The following is a 25,140-nucleotide window of genomic DNA, read 5'->3' on the forward strand; positions in this document are numbered from 1 at the left end:
CACGTTATGGCCATTACTTTTTTCCATTATACCTTTTCACCATGCGCAAAACAATCCCCGGAGAATTTTTCTGGTAAAACAGAAAACCGGCTTGCTTTCTGTTTGCAATACCGGTTTCCCGCTTGTGGTATTCACGGTAAAAATCGTTTTCCCACTATTTTATTGAGGAAAGTTATTTCAGCAGTTCCTCTTCGCGTTCCTGAAAATACAGCGTATCTGCGACCTGTTTGTCCTTTGCCTGCGCGCTGTGCTGTCCATACATAATGGCGTAGGAATTCCTGCCCGCTCCAAGCGGCTCTCCCGTCACAAACCTGCCGTCCCTGTTGTAGCCCATCACATAAAGCGCACGGATGATCGTATCCACATCCATCATGCCGTTGCCGAGCGGCAGGCGGTTGGTATCCTCGATGTGCAGGTTCACAAGCCGCTCGCCCGCCGCGAGGATCGCTTCAGAGATATGCCGCTCCCCGCACAGCATGTGGAAAATATCGCCGTTGATGTGCTGCACGCCCGGATGCCCGACATCCGCGATATACTGCTGCGCGCTCTTGATCGTCGAGCACATGGCTACCTCCGCCGAATTGATGGGTTCGATCGCACATTTGACGCCATATTCCACAAAGACATCCGCCACCGACCGCAATGTACTTACACTGCGTGCATAATCCGATGTGTCATACGGTTCGCTCCTGCCCACCGTACCGGGTACGACAAGCATATATTCCCCGCCAACCTCCTTGCAGAACTTTACTTCCTCGATGATATATTCGCGCGCGGTCTGCCGTACAAAATTGTTATTGGTGGACAGCGTATTGGAATCCGAGAAGAAACCGCAGATCCCCGAACATTTGATCCCGTATTTTTCAAGGATCGCCTTTGTCCCGGCAAGGTCTGCCTGGTAGCCGATATCCTTGCCGCCGTAGTTGCCTCCCAGCTCGATATACGGCACTTGGAAGCGTGCCAGCCGCTCCACCGATTCCTCCAATTCTTCCAGTCCAAATACCCATGTACTAAACGAGAGGTTCATCCTCTTTTGCAGGCGTTCCGGATGTTCCGCCTTTAATTTGTCAAAGTCATATTTGATCTTCCGGTTGATCTCTTCCAGTCTTTGCAGTTTCATAACGAATCCCCCTTATTTTGATACCCGCAGGCGCATAGAGCTGATGGCAATGGAAACGATGATCAGTACGCCAAAGGATATCTGCTGCAAATATGGGCTTACTTTCAAAAGATTGAGCGCATTGAAGATGATGCCCGTCAAAAGCACGCCGCAGAACGTTCCCAGCATGTTTCCCTTGCCGCCGTTGATGGGCGCGCCGCCGATGATGACCGCGCCGATCGCCTGCAGCTCCATGCCCGCGCCCGTCGAAGCCTGCGCCGCCCCCAGTCGCGATACCAGCATGATGACCGCGATACCCGTCATGATACCGCTGGTGATAAAGAACTTGATCTTATTCCAGTTGACCTTGATCCCCGCAAGGTATGCCGCCTGCGTGTTGTTGCCGATCGCGAACACGCGCCGTCCGAACTGCGTATGCTTTAACAGGAAGTGGATCGCCAGATAACCGATCAGGCTGATGACGAACAGCAGCGGGATCGCGTTAAACAAATACGTCCCCGCAAAATATTCCATGCGGTTGAATATCGTCACGTTGCCTCCGCCCGTGATCGTCAGGCAAAGTCCCGTGTAGATGCTTGTCGTCGCGAGGGTAATGATGAACGACGGCGCTTTGAACAGTACGGACAGCGCGCCGTTTAAAGCCGAGCAGCCTACCGCAACGCCCAGCCCTACGAGCATAGCCACGCCGTCCGGCGCGCCCCTGTCGATGGACAGGCACATCATCGTGCTTGCAAAGCCCACGATCGCGCCGATAGAAATATCGAAGTTACCGGATATGATCAATACCGTCACGCCTGCCGAGATCAGCCCCAGCGTCGATACCTGGGACAGCACGCCCTTGATATTATCGATCGAAACAAATTTTGGATTGATCACCGTTGTCACGATCCCGATCGCCAGTATGATCAGGATCAGGTAAAAAGACTGCGAGCTGACCACCTTCCTCAGCGTCGCGTTTTTCTGTAGTAATGCCCTGCTATTGTCTTTCATTTTGGCTTTCCTCCTGTGCAATCCCCAGATACATCCCCATCAGTTTTTCCTCCGTCAGGTTTTCCGGAGATATGATACTGACCAGTTCCCCTTCGCGCAGAATACCGATCCGGTCGCTCATCGAAAGGATCTCCGGCATATCCGACGACACCATCAGGATCGCTTTGCCCTGCCGGGCCAGTTGAACCATCAGTTTATATATCTCTTCGCGCGCGCCGATATCCACGCCCTTTGTGGGTTCATCGAAGATGATGATATTACAATCCGACAAGAGCCAGCGCGCCAGAATACTTTTTTGCTGGTTCCCTCCCGACAGCCGCTCGATATCCTGGTCGATGCCCGTTGTCTTGAGGTTCAGTTTTTTGACCATTTCTTCAGTCGCACGTTTGTCTTCCTTCAAATTCAAAAATACCTTGTTTTCATTGCGGACAATACAGATATTCTCCTTGATACTGCGTTGCAAAAACATACCGTCGCCCTTGCGGTCTTCGCCCAGCATGCAAATGCCGTTTGCGATCGCGTCGCGTGGCGATTTGATGCTGGCTTCCTTTCCGTCGATCAAAATACGCCCCGTCTGCTTTTTAGCCACGCCGTACAAAAGGTGCATCAGCTCCGTACGTCCCGAACCGACCAGCCCGCCGATGCCGAAAATCTCGCCCCGGCGCACGGAAAAACTGATCTCATGCACCGCGGGCATCCGCGATATCCTTTCTACCTTTAAGTATTCTTCCCCGATGTCCACGCGTTCGCGCTTAAAAAACAGCGACGCTTCCCTGCCTACCATTGCGGCGATAATTTCTTCGTTCGTGACCTTGGACGCTTCATAGCAGCCCGTTACATTCCCATCCTTGATGACGGTGATCGTATCGGCCAGCTCAAAGACCTCTTCTAAGTAATGCGAAATATATATGATACCGATGCCTTCTTTCGCCAGCCGTTTCACCGTCGCAAGCAACATGCCCGATTCCTCCTCCCCCAGCGAGGCCGTCGGTTCGTCCATGATAATGACCCGCGCCTTACGCTGGAGCGCTTTGGCAATCTGCAGCATCTGCTTTTGTGCGGGGGAGATGTCCTCTACCAGCGTATCCGCCTTGATGGTCATGCGCAGGTCGTCAAGCAATGCCTGCGTGATTTCCTCCTGCTCCTTTTTGTTGACGACGCCGCCCTTCGCGACTTCCCCGCCCAAAAAGATATTGTCCGCCACGGTCAAGGTATCGATCAGGTCGGAATCCTGGTAAATGGTGGAGATCCCCAGTTCTATGGGTATCTGCGGATTACTGTATTCGCGTTTTTGTCCAAACAGGAGGATATCCCCGTAATCCGGCGTGATCGCCCCGGATAATATTTTGATAAAGGTGGATTTCCCCGCGCCGTTTTCGCCGACGATACAATGCACCTCGCCTTCATGCAGGGCAAAATCCATGTTACGCAGTACGGTAACGCCCGAATAGCTTTTGGTTATGTTTGTCAGTTCTAAAATCTGTTTCCCGTATGTCATACCACAAAACTCCCGTCTTCAGAGTCCTTTTTACGGGGGATGGGCGCATGCCCTTTTGGGGCATGCGCCTCTCTCCCTGTCTCCTGTTACCTTGCTTTTTTTGGATCAATACCACATCAGTTCCGGGAAAAATTCCGCTGTCAGCTCTTTGAAGATCGGATCCCTGTGCCACGGAATAATGACCTTCGGGTCAATATTTTCCGTATCCGCCTGCGTCACCGCCGTGATCGGAACCATCTTCTGTTCATTCTTATAATCGATCTTTCCCTGCTGCTGGCTGTAGAGCATACGGAAACAGATATAGCCTTCCAGCCCAGGCGAGCTTGAGATCGTCATCTGCATATCGCCGCTTTTGATCATCTCGATGCCCATTTCCTGTCCGTTTTGGGAAATGACCTTATAAGGATTGTTGAGCTTGCCCGCATTTTTAAGTACGCGTACGACCGCCGCCGCCATCTCTTCCTGCATGACGAAGATCGTCTCGAACTCAAGGCCGCCGTTGATCAGGTCTTCTGCCGCCGCTGCCGCTTTGTCCGGGTTGTAATCCGCGTCGCGGATATCGATCAGGTTGTTTTTCCCCAGCTCTTTGGAGCGGTCTTCCATGCCTTTATTGACATAGATGCACGGATAGTGCTCAAAGTTTCCTGTGATGATGACGTAATCCCCCGTCGTGTTCTCCGCCATCCAGTCTGCGTACATGTGGCCCATTTCTTCCCAGTCGAAGTCCACGCATGCCGCGAGGTCGGCGCCCTTGTTGAGCGCCTGTCCCACGCTGTCCGGAACGATCAGCGGAATACCCGCTTCCTGCATCTTCTTGGCCGCCAGCGCCGCGCCGTTTTCGTTAAAGGAGAACATGCACAGGCCGTCCACCTGCTCGGTTACGCACAGGTCGATATTCGCCACTTCCTTGTCTACGTCATAATCGGACGGCAGGATCATGACCTCCGCACCGACCTCCTCTGCCGCGTACTTGAAACTGTCCGCGATCTCCACATACCAGTTTGCATCCAGCCCCGGTACGATAAAGGCAAACGTCAGGCCGCTGCCGTCCGCCTTTGCTTCTCCTTCTGCACTTGCCGGGGCCTCCTGCGAAGCCGTCGGCTCCGCGGATGCTTTTTCGCCGTCGCTTTCCGATGATGCCGGCGTCACGGATTCCTCCGCCGGCGCCGCACATCCCGCAAAGACAGCAAACACCATTAATACCGCGAGCATCAGACCTACAATTTTCTTTTTCATCTTCTTTTTTCGTATGGACTTCCCTAAAAAAGGGTGCATCCATACTATTCCTCCTTTTCTTTTTTATTGGAACCGAAAAAATTTTATTTTTATAGTGAATTTTTCTGTTGTTTGTAGTAGGATATATTTAAAGTAGAGTTTCAATCAGTTGTTTATCTTCATGTCGATTATTTATGGTGAATTTCATTGACCATCTTTTTATGGTTTCATAATAGCACAAGAAAAAACATAAATCAATCCTAAATTTATTATTTTTGTGTTTTTTTGTTCTTTTTAATTCTATTATTTTCCAAAAGCTTGAATAATCGCCGCAACAACGCTATACTGTACTTGATTCTTGTATCAAAGAAACAACAACACTCATACTGTGTGGAAAGCGTATTCTTATGAATTCATCCGAGCGGCGCTTAAAAATCTATAATATTCTGATGGAAAATGAAACAGTCGATGTCAGCGAACTGTCCCAGCATTTTGACGTTTCCCCCATGACGATCCGCCGTGACCTCGCCATTTATGAAAAACAGGGAATCCTGACAACTACATACGGCGGTGCATATTTAAACCGCGATATTCCATCCGGCACCAGTGTATCACCGGATGTTTCCCAGCTCAACGACAATGCACGCAAGATCGGCATTGCCGCCGGAAAGCTTTTAAAGTCTGGTGATTCCGTATTTTTAGACAGCGGCGACATGACAACCGGCATTGTACACGGCATCAAGAACCTGCGCCTGACCGTCATGACAAATTCCCTTGCGGCGGCCAATATCCTGCGTACCTTTTCCAAGGTCGAGCTGATCATGGCCCCCGGCTCCTACCAGGAGGATATTTACGGCTTCGCGAGCAGTTCTACGATCGCTTTTATCCGCAAATATAATTTTGACGTGGCGCTCATCAACGGTGAAAAGCTGGACACCGCCTACGGATTGACCGTCAAGAACGAGACTGCAGCGCATTTGAAGGCCACCGCCCTCGACTGCGCCAAGCGCAATATCGTAATGATCAGGAGCGACGATATCGATGATTCCGCCTTTGCACAAGTCGCGACGCTCCGCAGGATCAACCACATCGTCACAGACCGCGGTCTTTCCGACGATGTCAAAGGCGCGCTCGAACAGCGCGGCCCACAGGTGATCCTAGCCGACTAGTGTGCGTTTGTGTGCGATTCAACATCGAACATCATAAAAAAATGGCTGACTCCAGAAGCGTCAGCCGTTTTTTTATATTCTATTGCTTTTGTTTTTGGGAGTGCACCGTTTCCAGCAGTACGGTCGTTTCTTCCTCCAGCCTGCTCCGACAGACATCCCCGCCGTTTTCCATGCGGATCCTGCCGTTTTGTACCAACCCGTCAAAATCCTTTTTGGAGAGGGACAGCTTTTCCCGGAGTATCTTCGACACCTTTGGCCTGAACGGTTCCCTGCACACGATCCTGATCTTCATCCCATGCGCCGTTCCTGCCGTTTCTCCAAAGATCTCATAATCCGGCGGTACGACCTCTGCGCCGCTTTTTTTCAAAAGCCGGACGTCCATAGCGCATGCTCGCGCAAGGCTGCCGTCGTTTTCCATAAACCGTTTCAGCCGCTCCCTGCCCATGCTTTTGGTACTCACGCGCGAGCAAACGGCCAGGTTCCATTGACCCTGAACCGCCCGGTTGACCGGTGCCTCGTTTTCCTGCCGCATTTTTTGCAATAGCGTATTGCTTCAGGCGGCGAAAAAACTTTCACCTCCCAAATGATTGTTTTCATATACCGTATCCTTCCTGTTTGTATTTTCAGCAAAAAGGAAGCTGCAAACAGGCGGAGTACAGTCGATCATGATTCTTTTCATGAAAAGACCTCCACAACAAAAAAGCGCGGCCAGGTTTAGCCACCTGCCGCGGCGATGATCCTTCGTCACAATAACGGTTAGGCAATTACCATTGGACTGTTCCCCTTTCAAAATCGTATGTTCCCCATTCTAGCATTTCCGCGGGCCGGTGTCAAAAAAAAGACGCCCGGCAAAACCGGGCGTCCTTGATCGTTTGCAATAAAAACTACTGCAAGATCCCGTACTGCATGATGACGGCAGCGAACACGACCGCTACCATAGACATCAGTTTGATGAGGATATTGAGCGACGGGCCGGACGTATCCTTGAACGGATCGCCTACCGTATCGCCTACCACAGCAGCTTTATGGGCTTCTGACCCCTTGCCGCCGTGTGCGCCGCCCTCGATATATTTCTTAGCGTTATCCCACGCGCCGCCGGAATTGGACATCATGACAGCGAGTACAAAGCCGGAGGCCGTAGCGCCCGCGAGCATGCCGACAACGCCGTTCGCGCCTAAGATCAGGCCAACGATGATCGGAGCCACGAAGCCGAGGATCGCCGGGGCGAGCATCAGGTGCAGCGCGCCCTTCGTGCAGATATCCACGCACGATTCATAATCCGGCTCGCCTTCGCCCGTCATGATCCCTTTGATCTCCTTAAACTGCCTGCGCACCTCGACAACGATCTTCATCGCCGCTTTGCCCACCGCGCTCATCGTCATGGACGAGAACAGGAACGGCAGCATCGCGCCGATCAGCAGTCCCATCAATACCGTCGGGTCAAGGATGCTCAATGCCGACATATCAATCTGGCACTGGTCTGCAAATGCAGCGATCAGTGCGAGCGCTGTCAGCGCCGCGGAGCCGATAGCAAAGCCTTTGCCCGTTGCAGCTGTCGTGTTCCCAAGGGAATCGAGGGCATCTGTACGTTCGCGTACGACCGGATCCTGTCCGCTCATTTCCGCAAGGCCGCCCGCATTGTCCGCCACCGGGCCGTATGCGTCTGTCGCAAGTGTGATGCCTAGCGTGGAAAGCATACCGACCGCCGAGATCGCCACGCCATAAAGGCCTACTTCAAACGTACCGCCGTTAAGCGTGCCGCCCGAAGCAAAGTAGCTGATCAATACGCTGGCAACGACCGTGATGACCGGGATCGCCGTGGATTTCATGCCCAGCGCGAAACCGCTGATGATCGTGGTCGCAGGACCTGTTACCGTGGAGTCCGCCAGATCCTTTGTGGGTTTGAAGTGGTCGGATGTAACGTATTCCGTATAGTAGCCAATGACGATACCCGCCACAAGGCCGGAAAGGATCGCCACATATACGCCGACATGATCTGCGCCGAGGATGCCCGTTACCACAAAATAACCCGCAACCGCAACGATCGCCGCCGCGATATACACGCCCTTATGCAGCGCGGAAAGCAGGTTCTTCTGGGAAGCGTTTTCCTTTGTTTTTACAAAGAAGCTGCCGATCACGCTTGCAACGATACCGACCGCCGCAAGGATCATCGGGAGAGCCAGTCCGCCGCCGCCAAGCCCGGCCGCGATCGCCAGAGCTCCCGCCGAAATGATGGAACCTACATAGGATTCGTAGAGGTCTGCGCCCATACCGGCAACGTCGCCCACGTTGTCGCCCACGTTGTCAGCGATGGTCGCAGGGTTTCTCGGATCGTCTTCCGGGATGCCCGCTTCCACTTTACCGACAAGGTCTGCCCCTACGTCGGCAGCCTTCGTGAAAATACCGCCGCCCACGCGTGCAAACAGCGCCATACACGAAGCGCCCATGCCGAACATCAGCATGTTACTTGCGATCTGTGCGGTATCCCCCGCGTAATACGAGTTGAGGATAAAATACCAGATCGTGAGGTACAAAAGCCCTAAACCGACTACCGTCATACCCATGACCGCACCCGACGAGAACGAAACGCGCAGAGCAGAATTCAGGCTCTTTGTCGCACCGTTTACCGTGCGGGAGTTGGCTGCCGTGGCGATCTTCATACCGATGAAGCCCGCCAGGGCGGAGAACACACCGCCTACGATAAAGGCGATCGGCACGAAGAAGGACATGAAGCCGGTTGCCGCCAAAATTGCCAATACGACCGTAACGATGACAAAAAAGATAGCGACTGTTTTGTACTGGCGTTTTAGGTAGGCGTTTGCCCCCTTCCTGATTGCGGCAGCGATTTTTTTCACTTTTTCGCTGCCTTCGCTTTTTTTCATTACGCGTACTGCCGTGACCGCAGCAAAGACGAGCGCAATGACGGCCCCGATAAGAGCCCAAAACATAATGTCCATTGGTTCTCTCCTCCTGTAAAGATAATATATATATGTTCATAAAAGTCAACGCGAAAAAATTCCAGAACTGATCCCAACCAATTTTCATTATAATACGTTCCCCCTGAAAAGCAAAGGAATTTCGTTCATTTTTCCTTTCTTTTTATAAACTTTTTCGCTTGACAGCGCCCAGTCAATAAAATACAATAAAATTGTACTAATACGTTTCATACACTAAGCTGCTAAAAGGGGAGGGTTTCGTCATGATCCGGCTGGATAAGGCATCCAAACAGGCGATCTACGAACAGATCGTGCAAGGCTTTAAAACGCTCATCATGATGGGCAAGATCCGCCCGCACGAACAGATCCCTTCCGTACGCAAGCTGGCAAAGCAGCTGGGGATCAATCCCAACACGGTACAAAAATCCTATGCGATCTTAGAAAAGGACGGTTTTTTGTATTCCGTTGCCGGAAAAGGCGATTTTGTCGCGGACAACGCCGCACAGATCAAGGATATGCGGAAAAACGAAATACGTGAAATGTTCGTCAAGGCCACGAGGGAGGCGCGTGATTCCGGCCTGTGGATCGACGAGATCTTTGCCATCGTCGACGACGCCTATTCCTCCAACTGACGCGGTTATAAGCAAAAAGCCGTACCTGCTCGTATCCTGTGAGAGGGGCGGCTTATTTTTTTCCCTGGTTTTCCCTTTCACACGCAATACATTCTTCCAGTTCCGCAAGCGCTTTTTGGGGCCTTCTTTTGCGGTTGACGGACGCCATCCTGTCGCTCAAATAAAGCGTGCGCTCCTTGACCGGGCTTCCCGGTCGTTTCAGCTCGTTTTCAAACATGGATAAAAGCGAACCGGGCGTCATGATGCCGCCAAATACGCGCGCCTTGGGGATGCTCGTCCCCTCCAGGAAATCTTCCAGCAGAAGCGCGCAGTTGGTATTGAGCATGAAATACGTCCTGTATTTTCCCTTGGCCACTTTAAAAAGCTGCGCACCCTGCTTTAAAAGCGCGTTCGCATACCCATTTTTACGCGGTTCTTCCGGCTTCCACGGCACGCAATCCTGCAAAAAATCCGCAATATTGTCTTTCAGGCGCTGCTCATCTTCCAGGGAAAGCGCAAGCTGGTAGCCGATGATCGTTTTCCGTGCGCTGTCCAGCGAAAAACGGATGTACTTTTCCCGTTCGCAAATGGCAAATACGCCATCCCAGAAAAGGCCGAACAAATGGATATGATCTTTATCGTGGTCGTAATTCCCGTAGGAAAACACTTGTCCGTCTATTGCGACGTCCACATGCCCCAGCGCGTTCGTTCCCAGGTCAGACATATGGATCAATATTTCAACGTCCGTTGCGCCTTCTTTGACCCGGCCGCTCGTTACGACGCTGCCGTCCTCCTCGCCCTTTTCTTCATTTTCCCCGTCAAGCGTAGATTTGATCCATGCAAGCGTCGCCTTTGGCAGGAATACCTCCATCCAGAACGGCAAGGGAATGGCCTTGCGTTTTTTGTTCTTCTGGTTGACAATCAGCACCAGCCGCAGCAATCCCGCCAGCCCTAAAAGGATGCAATAGGCGGCAATAAAGGTGGAAAGCATAAATACCCACAGATCCTGCGAGGTCAGGACGACAACGAATCCTGCCATCAGGAGTCCGCCCCACAAAAGCGACAATCCCCAGCGGCGCTGTGCGTTCAGGTAATAAGAATAGGAAACGAGAAGCTGGACGCCGCCCGTAAAAAACAGCCATACCAGCATCGTGATGCGTACGGCTTGGTCAATGATGCCCGGCCATGCCAGCAGCACGACCCCGCAGGCAAGCGAAACGATACCAAGGGCAAGCGTCTGGGCCGTGATATTGGGCCGGTTATCGCGCGTAAAAATGAAAAAGATGATGCCCAGGCTGCCGAAGGCCGTAAGCAATATCCCTAAAGCACGTGCAAAAATGCCGATGATCTCCACCGGATATACGGCCAGGAATATCCCGCCCGCAAGTAATATGGAAGAAGCGATCACAGTAAAAACGATTTTCAGTTTGTTCATCGGCCGCCCTTTCCGCTGGTATATTCTTATTCCCCCACACTGGTTTTGAAACCCTTTCCCCTTCCATAATAACAAAACCTTCATGAAAAACAAAGCGTATGGCCAAATATTAAATTTTTGCAAAGCTTGTCCCTATTTTGTTTATTTTCGCCTTTTCGGTAGTATAATGATGAAAACCATACACAAACAAAAGGATGGATCGACTTTGAATAATGTGAAAACCAAAAACGGTACGATCGCAGGACTGAAAGAAGGGGATATCCTGTCTTACAGGGGCGTTCCCTATGCAAAGCCGCCCGTCGGCAGCTTGCGCTTCATGCCTGCGCAAAAAGCCGAAAGCTGGGAGGGCGTCCTCGACGCTTCCTCTTTTGGCGCGGCCTGTCCGCAAACGAAAAAATATAGATCATCTTCGGAAGACTGCCTGACGCTCAATATCTGGACGCCCGGCACAGACCAAAAAGAACGTCCCGTGTTTTTCTACATCCACGGCGGATCGTTTTGCGCCGGTACCGGGAGCGACCCGGAGTATAACGGCACGAACCTCGCAAAAAACGGAGACGTTGTCGTTGTGACCATCAATTACCGCCTGGGCGCGCTCGGTTTTCTGGATTTTTCTTTTTTAGGCGAGGAATTTTCCCCAAACTGCGGACTTTCGGACATCGTCATGGCGCTTTCGTGGGTGCATGAGAACATTGCCGCCTTTGGCGGCGATCCCCATAACATTACGGTTTTGGGGCAATCTGCCGGGGCGATCGCGGCTTCCGTGCTGCCCGTTATGCCGGCAGCGCGCAAATATGTTTCCAAGGTCATCATGATGAGCGGCGGGCCGTCGCTGCTCTACACCAAGGCTCAATACCAGGAGGTTGCGCGCAAATTCCTCAAATTCATGGGCATCAAAAGCGCACGGGAACTAAAGGCCATGGACGTACGCACGCTCGTTGCCAAGCAGCGCAAATTCGCTTCACACTGCGGCCTCGGGGACGGCACCTTCATGATCGAGGTGGACGGCGGCCTCGTGCCCGAATATCCCATTCCCGCTGCGGCCCAGGGCGCGGCCAGGGATATCCCCATCCTGATCGGTACGACCAAGGAGGAAATGTCCTTCCTGTGCATCAAAGTTTTATCCAAGGTGCTGGATATCAGTAAAATACTCCGGCGCAACATCGATCAGGAAAAAGAAGAGGTCAAGGCCCGCTTAAAGGCCGCTTACCGCCGTTACGGAAAACGCGCGGAATCCATGATGCTCACAGACCGCGTGTTCCGCATGGCGAGCGTCTGGTATGCGGAGGTCTACAACCAATACGCCAATACATGGATGTACCGCTTTGATTATGAGACCCCTGCCATGAAAGCCGTGGCTCTGCGGGCATGCCATTCGTGCGATATCCCGTTCGTGTTCGGCAATTACCATGCAGGGCACTATAAATGGATGTTCCTTCTCCCCTCAATCAAGACGACGCGGCGCGTTTCCCGGGAAATACAGCAAGATTTCGTTTCCTTTGCCAAAGGCGAGAAGCTCGGTTGGCAGGAATGCTGCGGGATCGATACGCCCGCCAAATGCTACGATAAATATTTTTCCGTGATTCCCATGGTTGACCCGGAGATTGAAAAAGAGTACGATAAGAGTGAATTCAAACGCCAGAGCCTGCGCGGTTTAAATGCCGTGCATATTGGTTAATGGTAAAGTTTCCTGAATCAGAAAGGGTCTCTTATGGTCAACTTTGTAACGGTACAAAAGCTTCTTGCGGAAAACTCCCCCGTCGATGAAGGCGGCATTACGCCGGACAAGCACCTGATCCGCGATTTGGAGCTCGATTCATTCAGCCTGATGGACACCGTATCCAGTTTTGAAAGGGAATTCGATATCTCCATCCCGGATCGGGATCTCAAGCTTTTCGATACCGTACAGGATGTAGTGGATTACCTGTCCGAAAAGCAACCGCAAAAATAGTCGGAAACCAATTGACTATCAGTTATGAAAGCCGTTTTTACAGGCGGCTTTTTTTCGTTATTTTCTTTTCTTTGACACCACGGCCAGCGAAAGCGCGAAAAATACCGCTGCCGTTATGATCATGACGGTTATGCATGTCAAAAGCGTTGTCGTATGGTCCCCGAACTGGAAATTGACGCCCAGCTCCCGGTTGAAATCCTGTACCAAAGAGACCGGCGCCCCGTCAAACGACACAGCGGACGGCTGCTCCATCATGACCGTACGGAAATACGATGCGGAATAGGAAACCGGGAACACCTTGATGATACTGCCCACCGCATCCGGCAGCGTCCCGACCGGGATGTAGACGCCCGTCAAAAAGCCGATCAGGGTACCCACTACCGTGCTTGCCGTTGCGAATGCGTTTTGGCTGTGGAAAAAAGATACGATAAAAAATACGATGGAGCCGGAGGAAAGCACGGAGAGCAGGATGCCGCCTACTGCCCTTGCCATATTTTCAGCGGAGAGCAGTTCCCCGCCCGACACGACGATATAAACTTCCCCGATCACCAGTGCGGCCATGCTCATGATCACCCCTACGCAGTAAGAGGAAAGGACATACCCGCCCGCAAGGCTTCCTCGTTTTATGGGCGAGACCGTAAAATCTTTCATGATCTTTTTCGCCCTGTCCTCCACCATCACGCCAAACGCGCCCAGCGTGGACGTCACAGAGATCACAGCGAGGATGCCGGAGATGATCCAGCTGTTCATCAAAAAGTCGATCCCTTCGATATCCTCCATGCCGCCGGTGATCGTATCCCCTAAGAACACCGCATAGAGCGCGATCACGATAATGACCGCGAGCAGGGAATAAAACACCGCGCCCTTATCCCTGAAAAACACCTTTAAATTCCGTCTCATCATTGCAAGCATCATACATCCCTCACTTTATCGCCCGTGATGTTCAAAAAAACATCATCCATTGTCCCCCGCCGCACCTCCAGGCCGGATATCGATGCGCGGCACCGGTTCACGATGTCCACGGCGTCAATGGTATGCCCTAAGCGCACGATAAAGTCGCCGCCTGTCTTTTCAAAAGCGATCCCGCTGCCTTGCAGGCATTGCACGAGCGCCTCTTCGTCCTTGGGCGTCATTTTGAGCACATCCTTTGTGTATTGTTCTTTCAGTTCTGCCGGCGTACCCTTCGCGAGTATCTTCCCATGATCCATGATCGTGATATAATCCGCGCGCGCCGCTTCTTCCATATAATGCGTGGTCAAAAAGATCGTCATGCTGCGTTCCTTTTGCAGCCTGGAGATCGTATCCCAAACCTTATGCCGCGTCTGCGGGTCGAGCCCGGTCGTCGGTTCGTCCAAAAACAATATCTCCGGCGTATTGACGAGCGCCCGCGCAATATCCGCCCGCCGCCGCTGGCCGCCGGACAGCTTCCCATAAGGCCTGTCATAAAAGTCCATCACGTCCGCCGTATGCGCCGCGGTAAATACCGCGTTTTTCAATGTTTCCTTCGGCATGCCGTACAGGCTGCCGCGCAAAAACAGGTTTTCCTTTACCGTCAACAGCGGGTCTAATACGCTGTCCTGAAATACGATACCGATCTTCCTGCGGATCTGCTCGTCGTCCTTGCCGAGCGCATATCCGTTCAACACAGCGCTGCCGCCGTCCGGCTTCAACTGCGTGGAAATCATATCGATGGTCGTCGATTTTCCCGCACCATTCGGCCCCAGAAAAGCAAATAACGAACCTTTTTCCACATAGAAACCGATCCCATCTACCGCACACAGGTCGCCAAATGATTTTTTAAGCCCTTTCACCTCAATGATTTTATCCATATAATTATATTTTTGCCCTTTCTTTTGATTGCCGTTTTAAAATATCATCTGAGAAAAGCCCTTGCAAGCGTTTTTCGGCAAGGTGCATTTTTCGTATAGTGAAATGCAAAAAGAACGCCCGCCGGGCGTTCTTTTCCTCCGCGCTCCCATTCTTTTATTATTGTTTACTTTTCCTTCTTCAACTCGTGGATCTTTTGGTTGATGTCCTCCGCATCCGCCTTGTTTTTAATGACCAGCACAGCGAATGTTGCAAAATACACAGCTAAGATCATCGCCAGCACGACCAGCACATAACCCGGCTCCAGGGGAATAAAGCCCATCGGTCCGCCTATACCAAATACAACCGCCATAATGACCGCAAGGTCTATGACGATCCGAAGCGCGGCGGAATTGACAGGAATCTTATCCGTAAAAAAGATAGCTGCCGCGATACACGTCGTCATCAAAAACAAAATCAGGATCGCCGCCTCGTTGACGGCCGACATGCCAAAAACGCACAGCACCGTATAAATGAGTACCAGGATTGTAAACGATACGCAATTCATAGTGATATAGAATTTCAATTTAGACATCCTGCTTACCTCCGGCAAGCCCCAATTTCCGCTTGAGGTCTTCTACATAGTGGCGGTTGATGATCACCTTTTCCCCATTGTCAAGCTCCGCTTCCATTTTCCCGTTCAGCAGCGCGCGCACGCTTTTTAACACCCTGACGTTTAAAATACACGATTTGCTCACGCGGACAAAATCCGTTTTCGTCAGCTGCCGTTCCAGCTCATAGAGCTTTAGTTCACATTCATATACTTCGTGCTCCGTATACAAAAAGGTGCGGTTGTCGATGGATTCAAAATAGTAGATATCGCTTAGGCCGATGGTATAAATCCGGCCGTCCTTTTTCGCAGCGACAGAAAAAGAATACAGCCTGATCTGTGCGATGAGCGCTTCCAGCGCAGGATCGATCATTCCGCATTTAATGGTGATCTCCACCTCTTCATTTTCCGGCGACTGGTCGATCAAAAGCTTCAACGCTTCCACTCCCTCCCGATCATTTCCACATGAAGCGCAGCATGCCCCGCAAAGCACTGCAAGGCCCTGTTTGCTTATTCCACGATCTCCCTTTGCAATTTTTTGGGCAGTGCGGCGATCCCCGCCAGGTAAGAACGGTCGAGCATCTCCCTCACCGCCTCGTCCGGCACATTCCCGTCGAGATACAGCGAGCTCCAGTGCATCTTGTTGGAATAATATCCCGGAACGACCTCTTCATATTGCTGTCTTAACAAGTCGTTGAACGACGGTTCCAGTTTCATCGTGAAAATGGGACGACCTGTTTTGTCGCCGCCCTGCATGGCGAACATTTTCCCGCCCACAAAATACCGTGTTGCTTCCCACGCGGGCTGGTAGTCTTTCGTTACGCCTTTCTTTTCCAGGCAATAAGCGTCCATCCATTCGTATTTCATTGGATGATCCCGCTTTCCTTGATCAGCGCGACGGCTTTTTGCATGGTAGGCACATCCGCCACCAGCGCAAAGCGCACAAACCCCTCGCCCGCCGGGCCAAAGCTTTCCCCCGGCACGCAAATCACGCCCGTCTTATCCATCAGCTCCAGTACAAAGTCCCACGATTTCGTATAGCCCTTGGGCAGCGGCGCCCATACGAACATCGTCCCCGGCGAATCCGGCACGTCCCATCCAATCGCCCTCAGTCCGCCGCACAGCGCATCCCTGCGCTCGCGGTACCCCCTGCGGTTGCGTTCCAATATATCCTGCGGGCCGTTTAAGGCAGCGATCGCCGCCTTTTGCACGGGAAAGGAAATCCCATAATCGATCTGCGAACGCAGGCATCGGAAGTTGCGGATGATCTCATGGTTGCCCATGGCAAACGAAATACGCAGCCCCGTCAGGTTGTAGGACTTGGAAAGCGAATTGAACTCAATGCCCACATCCATCGCCCCGGGCACCGCCAAAAATGACATGCCCGGCTCCCCGTCCATCACGAGCTCGGAATAGGCGTTGTCGTGTACCACGATCACGTCGTACTTTTTTGCCCACGCGACCAGCCTTTCATAAAACGCATAATCCGCTTTCACGGTCACCGGGTTGTTGGGGTACGAAACGACGATCATTTTCGCGCGCCGCGCCACGTCCTGCGGAATGCTGTCAAAGTCCACCAGGAAATTATTTTCTTTTTTGAGCGGCGTATAATAGATTTCCGCCTCCGCCATGCGCGGCCCGAACATGAACACCGGGTAACACGGGTCGGGCGCGATCACAAGGTCGCCCGGGTTGCAGATCGGCAGCGCCACATGCGCCATGCCCTCCTGCGTACCGTAAACGGACATCACCTGCTCCGCCTGAAGCGCCACCCCGTAGCGCCTTTTGTACCACGCGGTCACCGCGTCGATCAGCTCCGGCAGGTCGGCCAGTGAATACTTAAAATTGTCCGCCACGCCCGCCGCCTCTTTTAACGCCTCGATCACGTGGTCGTCCGGCTTGAAATCCGGCGTACCCACGGAAAGGTTGATAACCTCCCTGCCCGCCTGCATAAGCTCGGCCTTCTTTTCCTCCAGCTTGGAAAAGATATTCATATCGAAAACCTTCATTTTGTTTGCAAATTTCATGTTCCGCTCCTGCCTTTGTGTTTAGATATAATATATAGATATCTTACCGCAAACGGGGTTTGTTTACAACAAACAACTCAGGATTTCAGGGTTGACGGATCGTGGATCATCCCTTATACTGAATCCCGTAAAAGAATATTTCGGTAGGTGAGGTTACCGCAGGGATACGGATTGCTGCCGCAAAGTAGTGGAGACACTATGAGAGGGTCAGCAGTTTATGTCGAAACCAAGGCATAAACTAATGCAATTTCATCGCCCTGCGATGCTGAAGCTTGAACGGTAATGCAAAATTTATTGCGTGTTTTGTTTTGAGGTATATTCCCCGTTCAAGTTTGAATGGGGTTTTTTATTTGGGACTTGCGGGCAACGTCCTGCGCAAGGGAGGTGAGGAACGTGGAAACAGATCGAAGTATGCAGCGTAAACCCGGTGCGGGCTGTTTCCCGTTTCTCCGGGTCTGAAACTCTAATGGGGAATATGCTCCAGCAAGGAGGTAAGGCCAATGAACAAGATTTTAAAAAACAACGCTGTTTCAGAAACTGCTGCAGCATCAAGGGCCAACAGCAGGCTGCTCCAGGCATCCAGGAAAAGCCAGGACAGCGTCCTTGACATTTACCACAACACATACGAAGGTTACGCAGGCAGCGACGTAAAAAAAATGCGCGACCAGTTTGGTGAGAACCGTATTACCTACGGCAAGGGCGATTCCCTGCCAAAGCGGCTCGTCCGCGCATTTATCAACCCATTCACCCTCGTGCTCATCGTGCTTGCCGTGATCTCTTTCCTTACGGATTTCATGTTTGCGGAGCCGGGCGACCAGGACATCCTGTCCGTTGTGATCGTGCTTTCCATGGTCATCGTCAGCGGTACGCTCCAATTCGTACAGGAAACGCGTTCGGAAAGGTCGGCCGAAAAGCTGTCCGAAATGGTGGAGACCACCACCGCCGTCATCCGCGGGGGAAAGGAGATGGAGATCCCCTTGGACGAGGTCGTCACCGGCGACGTCATCCGCCTTGCGGCGGGCGACATGATCCCTGCCGACGTGCGTATCCTGCAGGTCAAAGACCTGTTCGTCAGCCAGTCCTCCCTCACGGGCGAAAGCGAGCCGGTCGAAAAATTCGGCCGCGCGGTCAAAAACGACGACCCGAGCGTGCTCGATAAAAACAACCTCGCCTTCATGGGCAGCAACGTGGTAAGCGGCAGCGCCACCGCCATTGTGATCGCTGTGGGCGACGATACCCTGTTCGGCTCCTTAGCGCGCCAGATCACGGAAAAAAAGCCCAAAACCAGCTTTGAAAAAGGAGTGAATTCCGTTTCGTGGATCCTCATCCGCTTTATGCTGGTCATGGTTCCCGTCGTACTGTTTTTGAATGGTTTTACCAAAGGCGACTGGATGCAGGCCTTTTTGTTCGCCATTTCCGTGGCGGTGGGACTGACGCCCGAAATGCTGCCCATGATCGTCTCCGCCAACCTTGCCAAGGGCGCGGTGGCGATGTCGAAAAAAAAGGTAATCGTTAAGGATTTGCACGCCATCCAGAACTTCGGCGCCATGGATGTGCTTTGCACGGACAAAACAGGTACGCTCACACAGGATAAGGTCGTACTGGAATATTCGCTGGATATCCACGGCAACGAGGACGAGCGCGTCCTGCGGCATGCGTTTTTGAACAGCTACCACCAGACCGGCCTTCGCAACCTGATGGATGTCGCCGTCATGGATCATGCGCAGGAACAGGGTATGTCGGAGCTCATCCAAAACTACCGGAAGGTAGACGAGATCCCCTTTGACTTCAACCGCCGGCGCATGAGCGTGGTCGTAGCGGACAAAAACGGGAAAACACAGCTCATTACCAAAGGGGCGGTCGAGGAAATGCTCGCCGTGAGCACATATGCGGAATACCAGGGCAAGGTGGAAATCATCACGGACGAAGTCAGGGAGGAAATCCTAAAGACCGTGGAAACGTACAACGCCAACGGGATGCGCGTCCTTGGCATCGCGCACAAAACCAACCCGTCACCGGCGGGCGCGTTTTCCGTCGCCGACGAATCAGGCATGGTACTGATCGGTTACCTTGCGTTTCTCGATCCCCCCAAAGAAAGCACGCAAAAGGCGCTCAAAGCCTTGCTGGAATACGGCGTGGACGTAAAGGTATTGACCGGCGACAATGACGCGGTGACAAAATACATCTGCCGCAAGGTCGGTATTCCTGCAGAGCATATCTTGCTCGGCGCGGATGTGGAAGCGATGGACGAGCATGCCCTTCTTAAGGTTGTGGAGGGTACGCATGTGTTCGCGAAGCTTTCTCCCGGCCAAAAGGCGCGTATCGTGTCTGCCCTGCGTACAAAGGGCCATACCGTGGGTTTTTTAGGCGACGGGATCAACGACGCCGCCGCCATGAAGGAGGCGGACGTAGGCATCTCTGTCGATACGGCAGTGGACATCGCCAAAGAATCCGCCAACATCATCCTGATGGAAAAAGACCTGATGGTGCTGGAGGAAGGCGTGGTCGAGGGACGCAAGACCTATGCCAACATCATCAAATACATCAAGATGACGGCCAGCTCCAATTTCGGCAACATGTTTTCCGTCCTTGCGGCCAGTGCGTTTCTGCCCTTTTTGCCCATGACGCCCGTGCAAATATTGCTTTTGAACCTGATTTACGACATCTCTTGCCTTGCCATGCCGTGGGATAATGTGGACGCAGATTACCTCAAAGCGCCGCGCAAATGGGATGCGTCGTCCGTCAGTAAGTTCATGGTCTGGATCGGGCCGACGAGCTCGGTTTTCGATATTACGACCTACCTGCTGATGTATTTCGTCATCTGCCCGCTCGTCATCGGCGGGGCATACCATACGCTTGGCGAGGGCGCACAGGAAAGCTTTGTGGCATTATTCCACGCGGGCTGGTTCGTGGAATCCCTGTGGACGCAAACGCTCGTCATCCACATGATCCGTACGCCGCATACGCCGTTTTTAAGAAGCCGCGCGTCGTGGCAGGTCTCCCTTTTAACCAGCATCGGCATCGCCTTCGGTACGGTGATCCCCTATACCATCGTCGGGCGCGAGCTGGGCATGGCAGCGCTTCCCGGCGTTTATTTCCTGATGCTTGCCGTAACCATCGCCGCCTATATGCTTCTGGTCACCCTGCTCAAAAAGAAGTTCGTACGGCGCTATGGTGAATTGCTCTAAATACGGCGCAATTGTTTACATCCCGTTTCTTGTGTTCTAAGTAAAACGCGGTATAATGGAAGTAAATCAATCAAGGAGCGCACACAAATATGGGACTGGTCATCAAACAAAATTATATCAATGAGGAAAACGTGCTTTGCTTCAACTGCATCCACTACGGCGTGCTGACGTTCGCGCCGGGCATGCCGGAAATGCGTTCGTGCCAAGTTTACGGCGATATCGACCCGGACATGCTCACAGGCGAGAAGCACAAATGCGATCATTTTGTTCCGCGGGAAGAAGGGGAACAGGAGTAGCCTTATGTTCATTGCAGACCTGCATATCCACTCAAAATATTCGCGGGCGACCAGCAAGGAATGTATGCCCGAATACCTCGATTTGTGGGCGCGCCGCAAGGGGATCGACCTCCTCGGCACGGGCGACTTTACGCACCCTGCCTGGCGCGGGGAGCTCAACGAAAAATTGATTCCTGCGGAGGACGGCCTTTATCGCTTAAAGGACGATTTCCGCATTGTGGAGGCAGTGGGCGGCGCCGCCGCGCCCCGTTTTGTCATCTCCGGCGAGATCAGTTCGATCTATAAAAAGAACGGCAAAGTCCGTAAGGTACATAATGTGATCCTCCTTCCCTCGCTGGAAGCAGGAGAAGCCCTTGCGCACCGCTTAGAGCTGGTCGGCAACCTCCATTCGGACGGGCGGCCTATTTTAGGCCTTGACAGCCGCGACCTTCTGGAGATCACGCTCGATACCTGCCCGGAGGCGGTTTTCATCCCGGCGCACATCTGGACGCCGCATTTTTCGCTGTTCGGCGCTTATTCCGGCTTCGATACGATCGAGGAATGTTTTGAAGATTTGACGCCGTACATCCACGCGCTGGAAACGGGACTTTCTTCCGACCCGCCCATGAACTGGCGGCTGTCCGCGCTCGACCGCTTCACGATGGTGTCCAATTCCGACGCACACTCCCCCGCGAACCTCGCGCGCGAAGCAAACCTTTTCAATACGGAGCTTGCTTATCCTGCGGTTGCCCGCGCCCTCGCAGACCCGGGTACGGACGAATTTTACGGCACGCTCGAATTTTTTCCCGAAGAAGGAAAATACCATAACGACGGCCACCGCAACTGTAAGGTGTGTTTAACGCCCGAGGAAACGATCGCCGCAGGGGGAAAATGCCCCGTGTGCGGACGCAGGATCACGGTAGGCGTTTACCACCGTGTCGTCGAGCTGGCCGACCGGGAGGCCGGGTTCCAACCGGAAAAGGCCCGGCATTTCGAGAGCATCGTTCCTTTGCCCGAGGTCATCGCAGCTTCCATGGGCATGACGACCGCCAGCAAAAAAGTCAAAGCGCAATATATGGATATCCTGCACAAGCTCGGCCCGGAATTGTATATCCTGCGCGAAGCGCCGATCGAGGATATTAAAACGGCGTCCGATCCGTTCATCGCCGAAGGGATCCGGCGGCTTCGGAGCGGCGAAGTGGAGATCCATCCCGGCTATGACGGCGAATACGGCAAAATCCTGGTGATGAATAAAGACGAGCGCAGCTTATTCGCGGGGCAACTGAGCCTGTTCGGCGCACAGGAAAAGCCTGTCAAGCAGGACGGTTCTTCCGTACCCGCAGCGCTTAAAACGGCTGGCGGCGTACCCGTTGACGGCCGGATAGATGCAGCTGCGCCTTCCCACCCATATGGTTTGAACGACGAACAGTGGCTGGCGGCTTCCTCCGCAAGGCCTGTGGTCGCCGTGCTTGCAGGCCCGGGGACAGGAAAAACGCGCACGCTCATATGCCGTATCGCTTACCTCATCGAGGAATGTGGCGTCGATCCATCGGCAATCACTGCCGTGACCTTCACCAACAAAGCCGCCGCGGAAATGCGCGAGCGCTTGGGCGAATATTTCCACGACAAAAAGATCGTGAAAGCCATGCATATCGGCACCTTCCATTCCATCTGTCTCGATATGCTGTCCGCATGGCAGAAAAACGTTACCGTCCTGGGGCAGGAAGAAGCGCAAAGTGTGCTTTCCGACGTCCTGAAGGCATGTAACTGCAGCATGCGCCCGCGCGAGGCGCTCTTTGGGATTTCGCTGACCAAAAACGGCGGGAACGGCGACGTGCCGCCCGTAGTATACGACGCGTATTGCGCCCGGCTCAAGCAGCTGAACGTTGTGGATTTCGATGACATTTTATTGGATACGCTCGCTAAATTTGAGGGCGGCGACACGAAAGCGCAGGCTTTCCTGCCCCGCTTTTCCCAGTTGTTGGTGGACGAATTCCAGGACATTAACCCTGTGCAATACCGCCTGATCCGCGCATGGAACGCCCGGGGGAACCTTTTTGTGATCGGCGATCCCGACCAGTCCATTTACGGTTTTCGCGGCAGCGACGCGCACTGTTTTTCGCGCCTGCAAGACGATCTTGACCCTGTATGCGAAATCCGTTTAAAGGATAATTACCGCTCCACGCCCCAAATCGTCGATTGTGCGCTCCACGCTATAGGGCGCAACGAAAAAATTTTAGAGGCAAAGCGGGAAAGCGGCGCTGCCGTGCGGCTGCTCACGGCGGACTCCCCTTTTTCCGAGGCGCTGTTCCTCGCAAAAGAGATCAACCGCATGGTAGGCGGGGTGGATATGCTGGCTGCGCATGCCAAATCCAAAAAGCATACGGACGCGCAATACGGCCTTGGCGATATCGCGGTCTTGTACCGCACGCACCGCCAGTCGGAGATCATCGAGGAATGCCTGAAAAAGGAGGGCGTTCCCTATGTGGTGGCCGGCAGGGATTTAAGCCTTTCCGACCGCCGGGTGATGGGCGCTTTAGCGTTTTTCCGTTTTTTGTGCAACCCAAAGGATTGCGTTTCGCTGGCGACATATCTCAAATCGGCAAGCGTCCCGCCCGCATCCATGCAAGCTGTCTTGGAAAAATACGAAGCGGGAAAACAATCCGTTGCCATCCTCGCCGGTTTACTGCGCGAATTGGGTGAAGCCCAAACGGCGGATGCCATCGAGGCCTTTGCTCCTCTCGTCAAGAAGGAAACGCCAGAAAAATTAGTTTCCATGTGGATCAGCCAGTATATGCCGGGCGAGCTGCCCCAACCCATGGAGCGGCTGCTGGGTATGGCCGTGCTGCACGAACGCATGGATGAATTCCTTAAAAACCTCACGCTGGGCAAGGAAGGCGACGTGCGCCGCAGCGGCCATCATGCCTATACGTCAGACGCGGTCACGCTGATGACGCTGCACGCATCCAAAGGGCTTGAATTCCCGGCGGTGTTTTTATGCGGTTTAAACGAGGGCAGCATCCCTTTGCGCACCGAAAAGCATGAAAGTGATTTAGAGGAAGAACGCAGGCTGTTTTACGTTGGTTTGACGCGTGCCCAGGATGAGCTCATCCTGCTGGCGGATAAACAGGAGCCGTCGCCATTTTTAAACGGACTTCCCAGGCAAAGCATGGTCGAGGCGCCGGCCTTCGCGCACAAAAAAAACACCGCAAAACAGCTCGGATTTTTCTAAAAAATAACCCTGCTTGCCACCACAAACAGGGTTTTATTGACTCGACTTTCGCTTAAGATAATCCTTTAGTATCGTCTCGATCAAATTCGACAAAGTACGATTTTCCTTTTTTGCGCTAACGCGCAACTCCTCAATCATTTCTTCATCTAATCGAATACTTAATACTTTCTTTTCGACACCCATAACCTGCCCTCGTTTTATTTATTAAAATCATATTCAAAAAGCTCATTGGGCGTACACTTGAATATGACGCACAGCGTTTCGATCATTTCATATCGAATTGATTTCGTCTGGTTGTTTACCATCCTACTAAAATTTTGATAGCTCATTCCCAGTTGTTTGTAAAGCGCATATTTCGTCATCTGGTTTTGATCAAGCAACTCCAGCACTCTTAATTTCAGCATTTCTATTTCCTCCAATAAGACTTTGTTATATCTTATTGGATAACTTATGTTTACATATAGACTAATGCATTATATAATGATCACATGATATTGTTGAGAAATTGTAGGAGATCACTATGAACAAGGAAACTACCTGCTGTTTTACCGGCCCCCGTACGCACAAGCTGCCCCTCCTGCAGGACGAGGCTGCATGCACTCGCCTGAAAAGGCACTTCATGCATGAGGTCCTTCAAAAATCCTTGCAGGATAAATGCGATACCTTCCTATGCGGTATGGCGCTCGGCGCGGACATGCTGTTCGCTTCCCTGTTGCTTGAGATGCGCGAAGTCGTCCAGCTTCCTTTGCGGCTGGTATGCGTATTACCGCACAAATTCCAGACAAAAGGCTGGTCTTCATCCGCATGCTTGCAATACGAAAAAATTCTTTTCTGTGCCAATCAAAAAATCTTGTTACAGGACAATTATACGGACGGCTGTTATCTGAAACGTAACCGCTTCATGGTAGACCATTCCTCTTTCCTGCTTGCTTTGTACGACGGTACATCCGGCGGCGGAACGGGATATACCGTAAAATATGCCAAAGAGCAAGGGCTGTCCGTCACATGCATTGACCCCGCCTTAGCCTTGCAGGCCTAAAAGCCCCCGGCTGTCTGCGGCCGGGGGCTTTTCCTATC

The 25,140-nt window shown here is 52.6% G+C and carries 23 protein-coding genes and 1 riboswitch; of the genes, 8 read left to right on the forward strand and 15 right to left on the reverse strand.

The genetic code is table 11. The annotated features are described in order from the left end of the window. Nucleotides 1-172 precede the first annotated feature (172 nt). From BN6471_RS01950 to BN6471_RS01965, 4 genes are all read right to left on the reverse strand, one after another. Nucleotides 173-1,120: a sugar phosphate isomerase/epimerase family protein gene (locus BN6471_RS01950; protein WP_066645009.1), complete on the reverse strand. Its 948-nt coding sequence runs from the start codon at nt 1,118-1,120 to the stop codon at nt 173-175. 12 nt (nt 1,121-1,132) lie between these two features. Then, nucleotides 1,133-2,110 (reverse strand): ABC transporter permease, encoded by a 978-nt coding sequence (locus BN6471_RS01955; protein WP_066645011.1) that lies wholly within the window; start codon nt 2,108-2,110, stop codon nt 1,133-1,135. After that, on the reverse strand, nt 2,097-3,608 hold the full coding sequence (locus BN6471_RS01960; protein WP_066645013.1) for a sugar ABC transporter ATP-binding protein: 1,512 nt from the start codon (nt 3,606-3,608) through the stop codon (nt 2,097-2,099). The genes BN6471_RS01955 and BN6471_RS01960 overlap by 14 nt, the downstream gene beginning before the upstream one ends. A 105-nt stretch (nt 3,609-3,713) precedes the next feature. Beyond that, nucleotides 3,714-4,844, reverse strand: coding sequence for a sugar ABC transporter substrate-binding protein (locus BN6471_RS01965; RefSeq protein ID WP_066649657.1), 1,131 nt, complete (start codon nt 4,842-4,844; stop codon nt 3,714-3,716). A 386-nt stretch (nt 4,845-5,230) separates the two neighbouring features. Here BN6471_RS01965 and BN6471_RS01970 point away from each other — a divergent pair, with 386 nt between their 5' ends. Continuing rightward, nucleotides 5,231-5,992, forward strand: coding sequence for a DeoR/GlpR family DNA-binding transcription regulator (locus BN6471_RS01970; RefSeq protein ID WP_066645015.1), 762 nt, complete (start codon nt 5,231-5,233; stop codon nt 5,990-5,992). Nucleotides 5,993-6,071: 79 nt separating this feature from the next. On the opposite strand, the gene BN6471_RS01975 is transcribed toward BN6471_RS01970, so the two are convergent. Together BN6471_RS01975 and BN6471_RS01980 are read right to left on the reverse strand one after the other, a co-directional pair. Then, nucleotides 6,072-6,524: a DUF1062 domain-containing protein gene (locus BN6471_RS01975; RefSeq protein WP_242861864.1), complete on the reverse strand. Its 453-nt coding sequence runs from the start codon at nt 6,522-6,524 to the stop codon at nt 6,072-6,074. 352 nt (nt 6,525-6,876) lie between these two features. Continuing rightward, the gene (locus BN6471_RS01980; RefSeq protein WP_066645019.1) at nt 6,877-8,949 is read right to left on the reverse strand and encodes a sodium-translocating pyrophosphatase; all 2,073 of its coding nucleotides are present in this window, start codon (nt 8,947-8,949) and stop codon (nt 6,877-6,879) included. Nucleotides 8,950-9,191: 242 nt separating this feature from the next. Between BN6471_RS01980 and BN6471_RS01985 the strand changes: the two genes are divergently transcribed. Then, nucleotides 9,192-9,560 carry a GntR family transcriptional regulator gene (locus BN6471_RS01985; protein WP_066645022.1) on the forward strand — a complete coding sequence of 123 codons (369 nt, stop codon included), beginning with the start codon at nt 9,192-9,194 and terminating at the stop codon, nt 9,558-9,560. A gap of 52 nt (nt 9,561-9,612) precedes the next feature. Here BN6471_RS01985 and BN6471_RS01990 read toward each other — a convergent pair whose 3' ends face one another. After that, on the reverse strand, nt 9,613-10,974 hold the full coding sequence (locus BN6471_RS01990; protein WP_066645024.1) for a DUF308 domain-containing protein: 1,362 nt from the start codon (nt 10,972-10,974) through the stop codon (nt 9,613-9,615). A gap of 214 nt (nt 10,975-11,188) precedes the next feature. Here BN6471_RS01990 and BN6471_RS01995 point away from each other — a divergent pair, with 214 nt between their 5' ends. Beyond that, nucleotides 11,189-12,652, forward strand: coding sequence for a carboxylesterase/lipase family protein (locus BN6471_RS01995; RefSeq protein WP_242861865.1), 1,464 nt, complete (start codon nt 11,189-11,191; stop codon nt 12,650-12,652). Between the two features lie 33 nt (nt 12,653-12,685). Then, entirely contained in the window at nt 12,686-12,925 is a 240-nt protein-coding gene (locus BN6471_RS02000; protein WP_066645028.1) for an acyl carrier protein, read from the forward strand. Between the two features lie 57 nt (nt 12,926-12,982). Here the strand turns inward: BN6471_RS02000 and BN6471_RS02005 are convergent, their stop codons facing one another. The 6 genes from BN6471_RS02005 to BN6471_RS02030 form a co-directional block, all read right to left on the reverse strand. Beyond that, on the reverse strand, nt 12,983-13,828 hold the full coding sequence (locus tag BN6471_RS02005) for an ABC transporter permease (RefSeq protein ID WP_242861821.1): 846 nt from the start codon (nt 13,826-13,828) through the stop codon (nt 12,983-12,985). An 8-nt stretch (nt 13,829-13,836) separates the two neighbouring features. Beyond that, nucleotides 13,837-14,754: an ABC transporter ATP-binding protein gene (locus tag BN6471_RS02010; RefSeq protein ID WP_066645030.1), complete on the reverse strand. Its 918-nt coding sequence runs from the start codon at nt 14,752-14,754 to the stop codon at nt 13,837-13,839. Between the two features lie 164 nt (nt 14,755-14,918). Further along, entirely contained in the window at nt 14,919-15,326 is a 408-nt protein-coding gene (locus BN6471_RS02015) for a DUF3021 family protein (protein WP_066645032.1), read from the reverse strand. Beyond that, nucleotides 15,319-15,786: a LytTR family DNA-binding domain-containing protein gene (locus BN6471_RS02020; protein ID WP_242861822.1), complete on the reverse strand. Its 468-nt coding sequence runs from the start codon at nt 15,784-15,786 to the stop codon at nt 15,319-15,321. The genes BN6471_RS02015 and BN6471_RS02020 overlap by 8 nt, the downstream gene beginning before the upstream one ends. A 65-nt stretch (nt 15,787-15,851) precedes the next feature. Continuing rightward, on the reverse strand, nt 15,852-16,208 hold the full coding sequence (locus BN6471_RS02025) for an MmcQ/YjbR family DNA-binding protein (protein ID WP_066645034.1): 357 nt from the start codon (nt 16,206-16,208) through the stop codon (nt 15,852-15,854). Beyond that, a complete protein-coding gene (locus BN6471_RS02030) occupies nt 16,205-17,368 on the reverse strand; it encodes an aminotransferase class I/II-fold pyridoxal phosphate-dependent enzyme (RefSeq protein ID WP_066645035.1) in 1,164 nt (387 codons plus the stop codon). The genes BN6471_RS02025 and BN6471_RS02030 overlap by 4 nt, the downstream gene beginning before the upstream one ends. Before the next feature lie 132 nt (nt 17,369-17,500). Next, a riboswitch (M-box (ykoK) riboswitch) is annotated at nt 17,501-17,657 on the forward strand. Between the two features lie 211 nt (nt 17,658-17,868). Here BN6471_RS02030 and mgtA point away from each other — a divergent pair. The 3 genes from mgtA to BN6471_RS02045 all read left to right on the forward strand — a co-directional run bounded on the left by mgtA (nt 17,869) and on the right by BN6471_RS02045 (nt 24,063). Beyond that, entirely contained in the window at nt 17,869-20,556 is a 2,688-nt protein-coding gene (mgtA, locus tag BN6471_RS02035; RefSeq protein ID WP_066645036.1) for a magnesium-translocating P-type ATPase, read from the forward strand. Nucleotides 20,557-20,645: 89 nt separating this feature from the next. After that, the gene (locus tag BN6471_RS02040) at nt 20,646-20,852 is read left to right on the forward strand and encodes a hypothetical protein (RefSeq protein ID WP_066645037.1); all 207 of its coding nucleotides are present in this window, start codon (nt 20,646-20,648) and stop codon (nt 20,850-20,852) included. Nucleotides 20,853-20,856: 4 nt separating this feature from the next. Continuing rightward, entirely contained in the window at nt 20,857-24,063 is a 3,207-nt protein-coding gene (locus BN6471_RS02045; protein WP_066645038.1) for a UvrD-helicase domain-containing protein, read from the forward strand. A 33-nt stretch (nt 24,064-24,096) separates the two neighbouring features. On the opposite strand, the gene BN6471_RS13285 is transcribed toward BN6471_RS02045, so the two are convergent. Then, entirely contained in the window at nt 24,097-24,246 is a 150-nt protein-coding gene (locus BN6471_RS13285) for a DUF6364 family protein (protein WP_066645039.1), read from the reverse strand. A gap of 14 nt (nt 24,247-24,260) precedes the next feature. Continuing rightward, a complete protein-coding gene (locus BN6471_RS02055; protein ID WP_066645041.1) occupies nt 24,261-24,467 on the reverse strand; it encodes a helix-turn-helix domain-containing protein in 207 nt (68 codons plus the stop codon). 116 nt (nt 24,468-24,583) lie between these two features. On the opposite strand from BN6471_RS02055, the gene BN6471_RS02060 reads away from it, so the two are divergent. Continuing rightward, nucleotides 24,584-25,102 carry an SLOG family protein gene (locus BN6471_RS02060; RefSeq protein WP_066645043.1) on the forward strand — a complete coding sequence of 173 codons (519 nt, stop codon included), beginning with the start codon at nt 24,584-24,586 and terminating at the stop codon, nt 25,100-25,102. Nucleotides 25,103-25,140: the final 38 nt, after the last annotated feature.

This window comes from Christensenella timonensis (assembly GCF_900087015.1).
GTDB lineage: Bacteria > Bacillota > Clostridia > Christensenellales > Christensenellaceae > Christensenella > Christensenella timonensis.

What these genes read in the sequence shown, in the direction of transcription:
- BN6471_RS01990 (WP_066645024.1), bottom strand. Translation starts at nt 10,974, where the DNA reads ATGAACAAACTGAAAATCGTTTTTACTGTGATCGCTTCTTCCATATTA.
- mgtA (WP_066645036.1), top strand. Translation starts at nt 17,869, where the DNA reads ATGAACAAGATTTTAAAAAACAACGCTGTTTCAGAAACTGCTGCAGCA.
- BN6471_RS01965 (WP_066649657.1), bottom strand. Translation starts at nt 4,844, where the DNA reads ATGAAAAAGAAAATTGTAGGTCTGATGCTCGCGGTATTAATGGTGTTT.
- BN6471_RS02060 (WP_066645043.1), top strand. Translation starts at nt 24,584, where the DNA reads ATGAACAAGGAAACTACCTGCTGTTTTACCGGCCCCCGTACGCACAAG.
- BN6471_RS02040 (WP_066645037.1), top strand. Translation starts at nt 20,646, where the DNA reads ATGGGACTGGTCATCAAACAAAATTATATCAATGAGGAAAACGTGCTT.
- BN6471_RS01950 (WP_066645009.1), bottom strand. Translation starts at nt 1,120, where the DNA reads ATGAAACTGCAAAGACTGGAAGAGATCAACCGGAAGATCAAATATGAC.
- BN6471_RS01980 (WP_066645019.1), bottom strand. Translation starts at nt 8,949, where the DNA reads ATGGACATTATGTTTTGGGCTCTTATCGGGGCCGTCATTGCGCTCGTC.
- BN6471_RS01955 (WP_066645011.1), bottom strand. Translation starts at nt 2,110, where the DNA reads ATGAAAGACAATAGCAGGGCATTACTACAGAAAAACGCGACGCTGAGG.
- BN6471_RS02025 (WP_066645034.1), bottom strand. Translation starts at nt 16,208, where the DNA reads ATGAAATACGAATGGATGGACGCTTATTGCCTGGAAAAGAAAGGCGTA.
- BN6471_RS01970 (WP_066645015.1), top strand. Translation starts at nt 5,231, where the DNA reads ATGAATTCATCCGAGCGGCGCTTAAAAATCTATAATATTCTGATGGAA.
- BN6471_RS01975 (WP_242861864.1), bottom strand. Translation starts at nt 6,524, where the DNA reads ATGCGGCAGGAAAACGAGGCACCGGTCAACCGGGCGGTTCAGGGTCAA.
- BN6471_RS02010 (WP_066645030.1), bottom strand. Translation starts at nt 14,754, where the DNA reads ATGGATAAAATCATTGAGGTGAAAGGGCTTAAAAAATCATTTGGCGAC.
- BN6471_RS02000 (WP_066645028.1), top strand. Translation starts at nt 12,686, where the DNA reads ATGGTCAACTTTGTAACGGTACAAAAGCTTCTTGCGGAAAACTCCCCC.
- BN6471_RS01985 (WP_066645022.1), top strand. Translation starts at nt 9,192, where the DNA reads ATGATCCGGCTGGATAAGGCATCCAAACAGGCGATCTACGAACAGATC.
- BN6471_RS02030 (WP_066645035.1), bottom strand. Translation starts at nt 17,368, where the DNA reads ATGAAATTTGCAAACAAAATGAAGGTTTTCGATATGAATATCTTTTCC.
- BN6471_RS02045 (WP_066645038.1), top strand. Translation starts at nt 20,857, where the DNA reads ATGTTCATTGCAGACCTGCATATCCACTCAAAATATTCGCGGGCGACC.
- BN6471_RS02005 (WP_242861821.1), bottom strand. Translation starts at nt 13,828, where the DNA reads ATGATGAGACGGAATTTAAAGGTGTTTTTCAGGGATAAGGGCGCGGTG.
- BN6471_RS01960 (WP_066645013.1), bottom strand. Translation starts at nt 3,608, where the DNA reads ATGACATACGGGAAACAGATTTTAGAACTGACAAACATAACCAAAAGC.
- BN6471_RS02055 (WP_066645041.1), bottom strand. Translation starts at nt 24,467, where the DNA reads ATGCTGAAATTAAGAGTGCTGGAGTTGCTTGATCAAAACCAGATGACG.
- BN6471_RS02015 (WP_066645032.1), bottom strand. Translation starts at nt 15,326, where the DNA reads ATGTCTAAATTGAAATTCTATATCACTATGAATTGCGTATCGTTTACA.
- BN6471_RS13285 (WP_066645039.1), bottom strand. Translation starts at nt 24,246, where the DNA reads ATGGGTGTCGAAAAGAAAGTATTAAGTATTCGATTAGATGAAGAAATG.